Consider the following 12,626-nt stretch of genomic DNA (forward strand, 5'->3'; position numbering starts at 1 on the left):
GGCAGACGACTCTTTTTCTTTCGTATGGACTATCTATTTTTTATAATATTTCATTGCATTGGGAATCAATTTCTGAATATCCGCAATCCTTCGTTCGTCACTCGGGTGGGTACTCAAAAACTCAGGCTGCCCTTTTTGGCTACCGGATGCCATACGTTTCCAGAAATCGACCGCTTCGTTTGGATTGTAACCAGCCAAAGCCATAATGATCAAACCTGCAGCATCTGCATCTGATTCATCACTTCTCGAGAATTTCAATTGTGCTAAATTACCGCCCAAACCATAAAGATTGTTAAAAACACCAAGTGTACTATTCCCAGAAACCCCTGCGGCTGATCCTAAAATCTGTCCTCCTAGCTGTAAAGCGATCTGATTCGATGCCTGAGCAACAGAGTGCTCCTCAATAGCATGCGCGATCTCGTGGCCCATAACCGTTGCCAAACCTGCTTCTGTACGTGTTACTGGTAATATTCCGGTATATACCGCAACTTTACCGCCTGGCATACACCATGCATTGACATCATCGCTTTTTACAAGATTAAACTCCCAGTTGAAATTAAATTGATTTGCGCGGCCCGTGCTTTGCAAATATTGGTTAACCGCAGTAGCCAGCTTATTGCCAACACGTTTGACCATTGCAGCATCTGCAGTTCCGGTTACTACTTTTGCGCTATTCTTCGATAAAAAATCTTTATAAGCCAATGCAGCTTGTTGGTTCACTTGATCAGCACTGACCAATTTTAAATATTTTTTCCCGGTAACAGCTGAAGTTGCGCAACCTGACAGCCCCGATGCCAGTGCCACGCACGCTAATACCATAGCCGAATACTTAAACATTCCGTTCATATGTATATATTTTCTTTCAATGGCCATATGGAATATCCAAACGATGATTTGCAGCTCTACAGCTCTTCCAACATGGATATTTCACAATAAATTATTAAACACGCTTTAGAGAATGCAATTATTGTGCCTATTCTTTTTCCTTAGCCTTTTTCTTAAAGAGATAAATTTTGGATTCATGCCCCTTCAATAATCGCTCAATATTCTTTTGATGGGTAATTAACAATAGGATACAGATGGCTATTCCGTAAAGCAAAACAGAAGGTATCGTTGTTTTAAAAATAAATGCCAAACTAAAGGGAAATGCAAATCCTGCAGAAATGGAACCCAACGACACATAATGTGTGGTCAGTAAAATAATGACAAACACGGATACACAGACCAAAGCAGCGGGTGTATGGATCGCGAGAATCATACCACATAGTGTTGCTACCCCTTTTCCCCCTCTAAATCCGGCAAATACGGGAAATAAATGTCCCAGTACCGCGATAACACCTAACGCCAACTGAAAATTGACAAATTGTACGTCGCTTGTATTTTGCCCCAGCTCTATTAAATAGGCCAGGTTTGTTGCTGTCCACCCCTTAAATATATCGACAAACATTACGATCGATCCCGCTTTGGGGCCCAACACGCGAAAGGTGTTAGTTGCTCCAGCATTACCGCTTCCATACTCACGAACATCTACTCCATAAAATGCTTGCCCCAACCAAACTGCTGTCGGTATGGAACCAAACAAATAAGCTAGTAATACTGCAGTTACTAAATAAATCGATATCATTAATTAAATCAGTTCTTATATTAATTTGGCCTTTAGACTAAGATCCAAGCTCTTGACACTATGTGTTAAAGCGCCTACTGATATATAGTCTACCCCGGCCTCCGCATATGACCTAATGGTGTCAAAAGTTATCCCCCCAGAAGCCTCTGTCTTGAATCGATGGTCAATAATCTGAACAGCTTTGGCTACATCCTGCGGCGAAAAATTATCTAACATGATCCGGTCCACTTCGCCAAAGTTAAGAACTTCATCAAGCTCCGCAAAATTTCGGACTTCTATTTCTATCTCTATTGGCTTATTTAGGTTCTTTCTGTAATCATTTGCACGCGTTAAAGCCTGTACGATCCCGCCGCTATAGTCCACATGATTATCCTTGATTAAGATCATATCAAAAAGACCAAAACGATGGTTGGTCCCCCCACCTATCCGCACAGCTTCCTTCTCCAGCACACGCAATAAGGGTGTCGTTTTGCGTGTATCTAATACCGCTGTATTTGTCCCAGCCAAAAGATCTACATATTTTCGGGTAGTCGTCGCAATACCGCTCATGCGCTGCATTACATTCAATACCAAACGTTCAGCCAATAAAATACTCTGAATATTCCCTTTAACATAAAACGCAATATCCCCCACTTTAACCTGGCTTCCATCTTGGATAAATACCTCGCAGGACAACGTATCGTCAACATAAGCAATAATCGCCTGCGCCACTTCTACCCCTGCCAAAATACCGTTATCCTTAACAATCAATTTTGCTTCCCCCTGTGCTCCTTTCTCAATTGTAGAAAGTGATGTATGATCGCCATCTCCCAAATCCTCCGCAACTGCCTGCTTGACAAATTGGGCCAGATATTCCTTGATTTCCTTCTCCATAAATACTATTTATTGGGCTAAGATGTGGAATAATTTTTTAATCGAAAAATAGATTGATAAAAAAAGCGCCGTCAATATTAATTTTTATCGATTCGTAGCTCTTCAATAGAATGGTTATTATTTCCCACGCCTATCTTAATAAAGACACGGTAGTTGGCTTGTTCTGTTGCTAATGTAAAGGTAAAATATTGATAGCCATTGTTCGCGTTACTGGCTTGCATCAATTTAACGGTCTTGGGTTTATGCTGATTAAAAAATGTCCCCAGCATAATTTCAGATTGATATTTTGTATAGACGCCATTCTCACCCAAAATAGACAGGGTTAAATTTGAACTAAAATATTTGGCCATATTTTTCGCACTCCCTTCTTTTAGATACGATTTCAGTTCCTCCGATATACTTCCCAAAGAATCATCATCACCCGATAAAGTTACCTCCACTCCCGTATTCGCTTCTCTTAAAAAATGCCCAAAGGCCGCAGTGCTTACAAAAAGACTATTAATAAGTATAAATGCGCAATAGCTCAAAAATTTCATATAGCTCAACATATTATAGAACAGGCTCTATCATCCATATCAATCATTAGGTAGTTCCGATTTTTTACCGAACATAAATTATGCCACAAACCTATAAAATTATTGGAGATTAACAAGGGAAGTTTTTAAGATGCGTTGATAGATTCTAAAATTAAGATTATCTTTGTTATACGATGAATAAGAAAAAAGTTGCACTCATGATCCTAGATGGACTAGGATATGGAAAACATGATAAATCAAATGCAGTTGAAGCTGCAAACACTCCATTTTTAGATCATTTATTAGAAGCATACCCCAATTCAAGCTTAGAGGCTTCCGGTGAAGCGGTCGGCCTACCTGCTGGACAGATGGGTAACTCTGAAGTCGGCCACATGAATCTTGGTGCTGGACGGATAGTCTACCAAGAGTTGGGACGTATTCACAAAGCGGTAAATGATGGCGTATTCAACACAGATCCAATTATTCAAGATGCATTTAAATATGCCTTAGAAAATAATAAGAAGGTACATCTTATCGGATTGCTTTCCGATGGTGGTGTACACGCACATACAAAGCACTTAAAAGGCCTATGTGATGCTGCAAAACATGCTGGCTTGACAAGTGACCAGGTATTTGTACATGCATTTTTAGATGGCCGTGATACAGATCCAAACTCTGGTATTGGCTATGTCAGGGATCTACAAGACTATTTAAAAACGACAACGGGCACTTTTGCCTCTGCAATAGGCCGATATTATGCCATGGACCGCGACAACAGATGGGAACGTGTGAAATTAGCATACGATCTTTTAGTAAAAGCGGAAGGTGAAAAATCCACTGACCTGGTTGCCGCTATCCAAAAATCATACGACGAAGGTGTAACCGATGAGTTTGTGAAACCAATTGCATTGGTAGACACCAACGGTACTCCGGTAGCAACAATCCAAGAAGGTGATGTGGTCTTCTGTTATAACTTCAGAACAGATCGTGGCCGCGAGATTACCATCGCTTTAACACAAAAGGCTTTTCCAGAATATGATCTACAACCCTTGGATCTATATTATGTGACTATGACATCTTACGATGAAACATTCCAAAATGTCAGGGTGGTCTTCCAAAAAGATAACTTGACCAATACCCTGGGTGAAGTGTTGGAAGCAAATCATAAAACGCAAACGCGCATCGCCGAAACAGAGAAATATCCGCACGTGACATTTTTCTTTTCAGGAGGTCGTGAACAGCAATTTGAAGGTGAAAACCGCCTGTTGGTTCCATCTCCAAAAGTAGCGACCTACGATCTTCAACCGGAGATGTCTGCTCAAGGAATTACTGAAGCTATCGTCAACGATATGGAAACACTTCAACCTGATTTTATCTGCCTGAATTTTGCGAATCCTGACATGGTAGGTCACACGGGTGTTTTTGAGGCTGTTATAAAAGCAGTGGAAACTGTTGATCAATGTACAAAAACGGTTGTTGAGACAGGCCTTAAAAATGGTTACTCCTTTATTATTTTGGCCGACCACGGTAACTCCGAGTTTATGGTCAATGAAGATGGATCGCCAAATACGGCACATACAACCAATTTGGTTCCATGTATCTTGATTGACGATCATTATAAGAAAATAGCAGATGGTAAATTAGGTGATATTGCCCCAACCGTCTTACAGCTTTTAGGCGTCAATATCCCCGTTGAAATGACAGGAAATGTATTGGTATCAGAATAATAATTTACTTATAAATAGTGGCAGAGCACTTTCCCTTGTTATGGGCAGTGCGCTGCTTTTTTGGAGCTGTGGATCGCCCTCTGCTACAAAAAGCCCTCAAAAATCTTCAGACATATTTTCTGTTGATTCGTTCTTTACGGCCGAAGTCAGCCGCCTTCAGCAGCTCAACCCTGCCGTGCTGAAATCAGTCAAGAAAGATGGCGAAAAAGAAGAACGCGAACTAAAAATTGGAAGCTGGAAAAATGAACTATCGGCTTTTCAATCGGCCGACATCAGTAAAAACTTTGACCCCTCATTATATGAAGTCAAAGCTATCGACTGCGTGACAGAATTTACAGCTAAAAAGAAAGATCTGCAAATACAGAAACTACGAATCGAATTTGACAGAAACGAAAAGGTGAAGCACATCCATATCGACAAAAAAATTGCAAACACCTTGTACGATAGCCAAGAAAAATTAGATTACTACAGCGACTCGCTCTATCGGATTGTCAAATTGCAAGACGTCCAAGGCTTAGACGCCAACCAATATGAAATTGTAGGGAAGTTTATTTCTTCAAAAAAATAAACAACCTAATCAGCCCCATACACAAAGCCCTCGAGAATATTATTCATTTCGAGGGCTTTTGTTGTAAATCCATTTTATCTTTTAAGCGAACATTTGTGCAATGTCACAATAATAATAAATGCAACTCAATTGCTTTATATTTTATTTTGCTTATATTTGCCCAATTACAAAAATAACGCAAAGGACAAATAGGTTTAAACGTAGTGATTTCGGCGTGAAAGGTATCTCATTGAACAAACTGGCAGCTTTAGTGCTTTTAATGACCTTCCTCATAGGTCAGTTCATTGTGTATACCCATGCGCATCCGCAAACCGCTCTCAGCATTGTTGACAGTCATGCAAAAAAGCATCATGCAGATCATCCCAAGTGTTCCATTTGTGATCAAAACTCGCACCCTCAGATTGTTTTTCATTTTACTTTAGATGAGTTAATTCTTCCAGCACGCCAAATTGAATTTGGCTTATTTATTACGGGAGACCAAAGCATCAGAGCGTTGCTCTCAGGCAATCGTGGTCCCCCCACCTGTTAATTTTTACGCTGATTCAATAGCGCTGATGCGATTTGCACAACGCTATTGCCACAAAACGACTTCAATAAGAGTTTTAAGCATTCAACAATCATTGATCCATGCCATGAATTATTTAATTGCTAGGCCAAAGACTGGTACTTTAGGGTTCCACTTAGCAATGTAATTTATGTCATCCTTCACATTACATACGTAGAAATTATTCATACAGATGAAAATTAAAATTATAGGCTGCATTTTTATGCTTGTCTCCTATTTCTCTATACTTCCGGCCCTTGCTGCAACGATAAGCGGCAAGGTAACGGATGCCAAAACAAATCTTCCAATTGCTGGCGCAACGATCTCGTTGCAGCAGCTTCGTTCAAGCACATCATCCGACCAACAGGGCCACTACACCTTTAAATCACTTCCCTCAAGTGGACGTTACCTCGTTGAAGTTCGCTTTTTAGGCTATCAGTCCATTGTTAAGTCCGTCGATTTAACGTCAGAAAATATTACTGTTGATTTTTCTCTGACAGAAAGTATTATTGAAACCAATGAGGTTGTCGTTACGGGTACACTGGTCACTTCGCAGAGCCGTCGCAACAGCACTTCCGTTGCTGTAATATCCAAGGATGAACTACAGGGCAATGCAACAAACCTGATCGATGCGCTTGCTCGACAAGTCCCCGGACTGAGCCAGATCACCACAGGACAAGGTATTTCAAAACCTGTGATACGGGGCCTTGGCTATAACCGTGTCGTTACAGTGAGTGATGGGGTCAAACAAATGGGACAGCAATGGGGTGACGAACATGGTATTGAGATCGATCAAAATCAACCGGATCGTGTAGAAGTCCTTCGCGGTGCTGCATCGCTGATGTACGGATCTGATGCTATCGGTGGAGTCATCAATGTACTTGAGCCAAACGTTCCGACTGCAGGTCAAATAAAAGGTGAAATACTGAGCAGCTACTCTACTAACAACGGATTGACCAATAGCTCGGTCATGCTGACGGGTAATGAAAATGGATTTGTATGGCGTGGCCGCGGTTCTTACCAGAATGCCTATTCTTATAAGACCCCAGCAGGCCGATATGGCAATAGTGGCTTTAACAACAGCAATTTCAGTGGTATGCTGGGCCTAAATAAGCAGTGGGGCTATTCACATCTTAATTTTTCGTACTTAAAAAATAATATCGGTTTTTACGATGCCGAACCGGGTGATCCCCTTTACATCAATTCGAAAAGTCGTACGCTTGATTTTCCAAAACAGGACATCCGCCACTATAAGCTGGCTCTTAACAATAACTTTGTCGTTGGATCGGGCAATTTAAAAATCGATCTTGGCTATCAAAAAAATCAACGTCGGGAGCTTGAAGAAGCGACACCTTCCTTATTCTTCGATCTGAATACCTATTCACTTGATGCAAAATATTCTTTAAGTGAAAAAAATGGCTGGCAACATGTATTTGGCATTAGCGCTAGCCAAGAACACAGCGTAAATAAGGGGGTAGAATTCCTGATTCCGGCCTATGATCAGCTGGAGCTGGGTGCTTTCGGATATGCAAAGAAAAGCTGGGGGGAAAACACATTTAACGTTGGACTGCGCTATGACTACGTCAACAACAAGGGCAAGCAGCTCTTTATTGAAAACGAGGAGCAGTTCGCTGGTTTCAAAAATAGTTTCAGCAATGTCAGCGGGGCACTTGGATACACGCATATCTTCAGCGAAGACCTCAATTTCAAAGCAAATGCCGGTTCGGCCTTTAGAGCGCCCAATCCTGCCGAACTTGGTTCGAACGGTGTGCATGAAGGAACCTACCGCTATGAGGTCGGCAATGAAAACCTCAAACCCGAAAGAAGTTATCAAGCGGATGCTACCCTGGAGTTTGGACATAGCATCGTTACTGGAAGTATCGGAATCTATGAAAACTATATCCACAACTTTATCTACGCCTCAACCACAAAGGGCGATACCAAAACTGTCGTAGGTGAGGATGGCGATTCACATACTTACGATGTATACCGCTATGGTCAGGTCAATGCCAATCTATATGGTGTCGAAGGAAGTCTCAATTTTCATTTGCTAAACTGGATTCACCTGGACAATACATTCAGTTATACCCATGCACAGAACAATACATACGACAGACCGCTGGCATTAATTCCTGCCGGAGTCGTGCACAACACTTTACGTCTTGAACCTAAGATTACGGGATTAAATGCGTTCTACGTTTCTGTGGGTCTAGACAATTATTTCAAACAGAACCGCATCGACGAAACCTTTGAAACTCCGGCAGATTCCTACACCTTATTGAATGCTGGAATCGGTACAACCTTACATCTTGGATCCCAGCAATTAAAAGTATTTGCAGCCGCGTCCAATTTGACCAACAAACGTTATTACGATGCACTGAGCAGATTACGCCCGGGACGTCTTTCACAGGAAGATCCCAATTTTGGCGTCTACAATATGGGAAGAAACATCACTTTCGGTGTTTACCTTCCTTTTAGCATAAAGTAAATTAAAAAGGCGGAATTTTAAAGATTCCGCCTTTTTTAGCTATTATTTGGGGTCATCTGCTGTTGCCTCTCTTGCCAACGGCACGTCATCAGGCATTGCTTCCAAAGAGGAATCCAAAGCAAATAAGGATTCATCCGAAGCACGGTCGCCACCGGCAATTTTCAACTTGTCGATCAATTCCAATGCTAATTTCTCTTCTTCGATCTGTTCTTTGACAAACCACTGTGCAAAGTTCCAGGTTGCCCAGTCCTTTTCAGCCATTGCCAAATTGACAATATTATAGATTGCTTCTGTATTATCTACTTCGTGTCTAAAAACACGGTTGAAACACTCTGTTAAAGATTGTGGATCTGCTGGAGGCTGTGCAATGGCCTCTATTCTTGGCCGGCCACCCCGCTCCAGAATATAGCCCATAATCTTCGTCATGTGGTTACGCTCTTCCTGCGCATGCCGATACAGAAAGTTCGCGATTCCACCATAGCCCTGATCGTCTGCCCATATACCCAATGCCAAATATATCTGAGCTGCCTCAGCTTCTTTCGTCATTTGCTTGATTAAAGTTTCTTGCATGTCTTTTGACAATCGATTCGTTTCCATATGTCATCTGTTTGATTTAGTAAAGAACATCATTATCGGGCATTTCGTTTTGAAATTTATCGAACTAAAAATGGGCAAATCGCTGCGGTCGTAAGGCGGCAGTCCCTCGTTTTATCAGGCAAGTCCTTTGTTTTATATCGCAAAAAAAAAGGGAAAACCAGCTGGAATTCCCTTTTCTATGTTTAATAGTGATACTATTTTAAGTTATCTCTATATACTTTTGCTTTTTTGATTTCCGTTTGGATATCTTTCTTGGATGCATCAAAACTTAACACTTTTTCATAATCCTTGATCGCATTATTGTAAGCGTCAGTTGCCATCGCCTTATTGTAATTAGGCGTACCTTCTGTTCCGATTAAAATACCTAAGTCACGACTAGCAATCGCTCTATTTTGATAAAATTTAGCGTCACTTGGGTTGATAGTGATTGCTTTTGAATAATCCTCAATAGCCACTTTCAACAACTGTTCTTTGTTCGCAACGGATGTTTTGTTTGTTGCCTGAACAGCAAGATTGTTTGTTGCTTTCGCTTTAAAGTATAAAGCATTGGCATTTTTACCGTTTAATGCAACTACTTTTCCAAATGTTTCAGCTGATTTTTTATAATCACCATTTTGAAACTGAGAGTATCCCAACATATATAATACATCCGGATCTTTCCCTTCCTGCGGTAGGGCTTTGGTCAAGTATGACTCTGCATTCTTGAAATCACCATCCAAAAGAGCTTTTTGCCCCATTCTCACATTAGCGTTGCTATGCTCAGCCTGTTTTGGTTGTTGTGCATTTGCGCTTAAAGCGACTAAAGCAAAAACCCCTGTAAACAAACCCAATTTAAATGATTTTAAATTCATATCTAAATAGTTACGTTTTTATATTCTCTCTTTAATGATCACAACCGATCAATTTCATATCTGTGAAAAAGCTTCTGACACTGTCTCTTGTCATGATAAAGATGCCCTTAGCGTTGTTTCACAATCCAATATTACAATTATTATGCCTATTTCTCTAACAAATGGCAGATAAATTTTATTTAACCTGCCTTTTTTTCCTATTCTAGGAAATAGATTTGTAATTTTGCTCACTTTTAGCAATTGGCACTCCCCTTGCAATATAGGGGAAACAATAATAGAAGCTTAAAATTTGAGCGTCAGCCGTCAACATGTCAGCGACTGCCAAATACACAAAATAAATACTATGAGCAAATTCGAAACTTTTGATTTCAGTCAAGCAATTCCAATCGTTGCAGAGGATACCGAATTCTTCCCCTTACTCACCCAAGAGGATGAAGATAATATGGCGAATGCTGAAATTCCAGAAGCATTGTCTATTTTGCCTTTACGTAATACCGTATTATTTCCCGGTGTTGTCATTCCGATTACCGTAGGTAGAGATAAATCAATCAAACTGGTCAAAGAAGCCTATAAAGGCAGCAAGACTATCGGTGTTGTTTCTCAAAAGGACATGACAGTAGAGGACCCAGGATTTGAAGAACTAAACAAAGTGGGCACCGTTGCCCATATCATCAAAGTACTTCAAATGCCTGATGGTAATACCACCGTCATCATCCAGGGAAAACAACGATTCAACTTGTTGGAAATTGTCGATACAGAGCCTTATTTAAAGGCGCGTGTGGAGAAATTCAACGAAGCGAAGCCGAAGATGACCAAGCACTTTAAGGCGACAATTTCGACCTTAAAAGAAATGGCGCTGCAGATCATCCAACTTTCGCCAAACTTACCGAGTGAAGCTGGTATCGCGATTAAAAATATTGAAAGCCCTTCGTTTCTGATCAATTTCATTTCGTCGAATATCAATGTTGAAATGACCAAAAAGCAGGAACTGCTTCAAATACCTAAAGTAGAGAACCGGGCCAAACTTTTACTGGAACTGTTGACCACAGAAATCCAGATGCTGGAATTAAAACACCAGATACAAAATAAAGTACGTGTGGACCTCGACAAGCAGCAACGCGACTATTTCTTGAACCAACAGCTTAAAACTATTCAGGAAGAATTGGGCGGGAATACCCCCGACCTTGAATTGGAAGAGCTTAAAAAACGTGGTAAAACAAAGAAATGGAGTGTTGAAGTAGAAAAACATTTCAACAAAGAACTCGAAAAGCTCTCTCGTATCAATCCAGCAGCGGCAGATTACTCGGTGCAGCTCAATTACCTTGAGCTCCTACTCGATCTGCCTTGGAATGAAACAACAAAAGACAATTTTGATTTAAACAAAGCACAAAAAGTGCTCGATAAGGATCATTACGGGCTTGAGAAAGTAAAAAAACGTATCATTGAGTACCTTGCCGTATTGAAATTAAAAAATGATATGAAAGCCCCAATCCTTTGTTTGGTAGGCCCTCCGGGAGTCGGTAAGACTTCTTTGGGAAGATCTATTGCCAAAGCGTTGGGCCGTAAATATACCCGTATGGCTTTGGGTGGTGTACGCGACGAAGCTGAAATAAGAGGGCATCGCAAAACGTACATCGGCGCAATGCCGGGCCGTATCATTCAATCCCTGAAAAAAGCAGGCGCAGCAAATCCTGTTTTCATCCTGGATGAAATCGATAAAATGAGCGCTGACTTCAAGGGTGATCCTTCTTCTGCCCTGTTGGAAGTATTGGATCCGGAACAAAACACGCATTTCTATGATCACTATGTAGAAATGGAATTTGATCTTTCCAAGGTGATGTTTATCGCAACAGCCAACTCACTAAGTTCTATTCAGCCAGCTTTATTGGATAGAATGGAAATTATCGAAGTGAATGGCTATACTATCGAGGAGAAAATCGAAATCGCAAAAAAACACCTTTTGCCAAAACAGCGCGAAATGCATGGAATGGCAGCTAAAGATGTGGCCCTGAAGGGCAAGATCATCGAAAAGATCATCGAGGATTACACACGCGAATCTGGTGTACGGGGACTGGAAAAGAAAATCGGTTCGGTCGTACGTGGCATCGCAACGCGTATTGTTATGGAAAAAGATTACAACCCGAGTATCAATGAACAGGATCTGCTGGACATTTTGGGTGCACCGATCTTTGATAAAGACATTTACGAAAACAACAATGTTGCCGGCGTCGTTACAGGTTTAGCCTGGACTTCTGTAGGTGGCGATATTCTATTTATAGAATCTTCTTTGAGCCCTGGAAAAGGACGTCTGAGCCTGACCGGTAATCTTGGGGAAGTTATGAAGGAATCGGCATCGATTGCATTGGCCTACCTGAAAGCCCACGCTTCGGATTTTGGCATTGACTACCGTGTGTTTGACCATTGGGACATCCATATCCACGTTCCCGCAGGAGCTATCCCAAAAGATGGCCCTTCGGCTGGTATAACGATGCTTACAGCATTGACATCGTTATTTACACAACGTAAAGTGAAGGAGAAATTAGCCATGACCGGTGAAATCACCTTACGTGGAAAAGTATTACCTGTAGGCGGTATCAAGGAAAAAATTCTTGCTGCTAAACGTGCTAACATCAAAGATATTATCCTTTGTAAATCCAATGAAAAGGATATCCTCGAGATCAAAGAAGATTACATCAAAGACATGGAGTTTCACTACGTGACTGAAATGTCGCAAGTGATCAAACTCGCATTGTTGGAAGAAAAAGTCATTGGCGCCATTGATCTGGCACAGAATATAGAAAACACAAAAAAGGAAAGCTAACAGCTACCCGAAACGTTC

General features: G+C 41.1%; 11 protein-coding genes. 4 read left to right on the forward strand and 7 right to left on the reverse strand.

Annotation, left to right across the window (positions count from 1 at the left end; translation table 11 throughout):
- Positions 1–33 precede the first annotated feature (33 nt).
- The 4 genes from B3C94_RS00775 to B3C94_RS00790 all read right to left on the reverse strand — a co-directional run bounded on the left by B3C94_RS00775 (position 34) and on the right by B3C94_RS00790 (position 3,033).
- Entirely contained in the window at positions 34–846 is an 813-nt protein-coding gene (locus B3C94_RS00775) for a M48 family metallopeptidase (protein WP_293897491.1), read from the reverse strand.
- Positions 847–973: 127 nt separating this feature from the next.
- On the reverse strand, positions 974–1,624 hold the full coding sequence (plsY, locus tag B3C94_RS00780) for a glycerol-3-phosphate 1-O-acyltransferase PlsY (protein WP_293897493.1): 651 nt from the start codon (positions 1,622–1,624) through the stop codon (positions 974–976).
- Positions 1,625–1,639: 15 nt separating this feature from the next.
- Positions 1,640–2,497: a carboxylating nicotinate-nucleotide diphosphorylase gene (gene nadC, locus B3C94_RS00785; RefSeq protein ID WP_293897495.1), complete on the reverse strand. Its 858-nt coding sequence runs from the start codon at positions 2,495–2,497 to the stop codon at positions 1,640–1,642.
- A 77-nt stretch (positions 2,498–2,574) separates the two neighbouring features.
- Positions 2,575–3,033: a DUF4783 domain-containing protein gene (locus tag B3C94_RS00790; protein ID WP_293897497.1), complete on the reverse strand. Its 459-nt coding sequence runs from the start codon at positions 3,031–3,033 to the stop codon at positions 2,575–2,577.
- Positions 3,034–3,206: 173 nt separating this feature from the next.
- Here B3C94_RS00790 and gpmI point away from each other — a divergent pair, with 173 nt between their 5' ends.
- Together gpmI and B3C94_RS00800 are read left to right on the forward strand one after the other, a co-directional pair.
- Positions 3,207–4,739, forward strand: a complete 1,533-nt coding sequence (gene gpmI, locus B3C94_RS00795) for a 2,3-bisphosphoglycerate-independent phosphoglycerate mutase (RefSeq protein WP_293897498.1) — start codon at positions 3,207–3,209, stop codon at positions 4,737–4,739.
- On the forward strand, positions 4,720–5,307 hold the full coding sequence (locus B3C94_RS00800) for a hypothetical protein (RefSeq protein WP_293897499.1): 588 nt from the start codon (positions 4,720–4,722) through the stop codon (positions 5,305–5,307). The genes gpmI and B3C94_RS00800 overlap by 20 nt, the downstream gene beginning before the upstream one ends.
- Before the next feature lie 256 nt (positions 5,308–5,563).
- On the opposite strand, the gene B3C94_RS00805 is transcribed toward B3C94_RS00800, so the two are convergent.
- The gene (locus B3C94_RS00805) at positions 5,564–5,719 is read right to left on the reverse strand and encodes a hypothetical protein (protein ID WP_293897500.1); all 156 of its coding nucleotides are present in this window, start codon (positions 5,717–5,719) and stop codon (positions 5,564–5,566) included.
- A 325-nt stretch (positions 5,720–6,044) separates the two neighbouring features.
- Here B3C94_RS00805 and B3C94_RS00810 point away from each other — a divergent pair, with 325 nt between their 5' ends.
- Entirely contained in the window at positions 6,045–8,339 is a 2,295-nt protein-coding gene (locus tag B3C94_RS00810) for a TonB-dependent receptor (RefSeq protein ID WP_293897501.1), read from the forward strand.
- A gap of 42 nt (positions 8,340–8,381) precedes the next feature.
- Here B3C94_RS00810 and B3C94_RS00815 read toward each other — a convergent pair whose 3' ends face one another.
- Together B3C94_RS00815 and B3C94_RS00820 are read right to left on the reverse strand one after the other, a co-directional pair.
- The gene (locus tag B3C94_RS00815; RefSeq protein WP_293897502.1) at positions 8,382–8,936 is read right to left on the reverse strand and encodes a ferritin; all 555 of its coding nucleotides are present in this window, start codon (positions 8,934–8,936) and stop codon (positions 8,382–8,384) included.
- Between the two features lie 194 nt (positions 8,937–9,130).
- Entirely contained in the window at positions 9,131–9,787 is a 657-nt protein-coding gene (locus tag B3C94_RS00820) for a tetratricopeptide repeat protein (protein ID WP_293897504.1), read from the reverse strand.
- A 343-nt stretch (positions 9,788–10,130) separates the two neighbouring features.
- On the opposite strand from B3C94_RS00820, the gene lon reads away from it, so the two are divergent.
- Positions 10,131–12,608, forward strand: a complete 2,478-nt coding sequence (lon, locus tag B3C94_RS00825; protein WP_293897506.1) for an endopeptidase La — start codon at positions 10,131–10,133, stop codon at positions 12,606–12,608.
- The last annotated feature ends 18 nt before the right edge of the window (positions 12,609–12,626 follow it).

It is taken from the genome of Sphingobacterium sp. UBA5670 (genome assembly GCF_002420705.1).
GTDB lineage: Bacteria > Bacteroidota > Bacteroidia > Sphingobacteriales > Sphingobacteriaceae > Sphingobacterium.

What these genes read in the sequence shown, in the direction of transcription:
- B3C94_RS00775 (WP_293897491.1), bottom strand. Translation starts at nt 846, where the DNA reads ATGAACGGAATGTTTAAGTATTCGGCTATGGTATTAGCGTGCGTGGCA.
- plsY (WP_293897493.1), bottom strand. Translation starts at nt 1,624, where the DNA reads ATGATATCGATTTATTTAGTAACTGCAGTATTACTAGCTTATTTGTTT.
- nadC (WP_293897495.1), bottom strand. Translation starts at nt 2,497, where the DNA reads ATGGAGAAGGAAATCAAGGAATATCTGGCCCAATTTGTCAAGCAGGCA.
- B3C94_RS00790 (WP_293897497.1), bottom strand. Translation starts at nt 3,033, where the DNA reads ATGAAATTTTTGAGCTATTGCGCATTTATACTTATTAATAGTCTTTTT.
- gpmI (WP_293897498.1), top strand. Translation starts at nt 3,207, where the DNA reads ATGAATAAGAAAAAAGTTGCACTCATGATCCTAGATGGACTAGGATAT.
- B3C94_RS00800 (WP_293897499.1), top strand. Translation starts at nt 4,720, where the DNA reads ATGTATTGGTATCAGAATAATAATTTACTTATAAATAGTGGCAGAGCA.
- B3C94_RS00805 (WP_293897500.1), bottom strand. Translation starts at nt 5,719, where the DNA reads ATGAAAAACAATCTGAGGGTGCGAGTTTTGATCACAAATGGAACACTT.
- B3C94_RS00810 (WP_293897501.1), top strand. Translation starts at nt 6,045, where the DNA reads ATGAAAATTAAAATTATAGGCTGCATTTTTATGCTTGTCTCCTATTTC.
- B3C94_RS00815 (WP_293897502.1), bottom strand. Translation starts at nt 8,936, where the DNA reads ATGGAAACGAATCGATTGTCAAAAGACATGCAAGAAACTTTAATCAAG.
- B3C94_RS00820 (WP_293897504.1), bottom strand. Translation starts at nt 9,787, where the DNA reads ATGAATTTAAAATCATTTAAATTGGGTTTGTTTACAGGGGTTTTTGCT.
- lon (WP_293897506.1), top strand. Translation starts at nt 10,131, where the DNA reads ATGAGCAAATTCGAAACTTTTGATTTCAGTCAAGCAATTCCAATCGTT.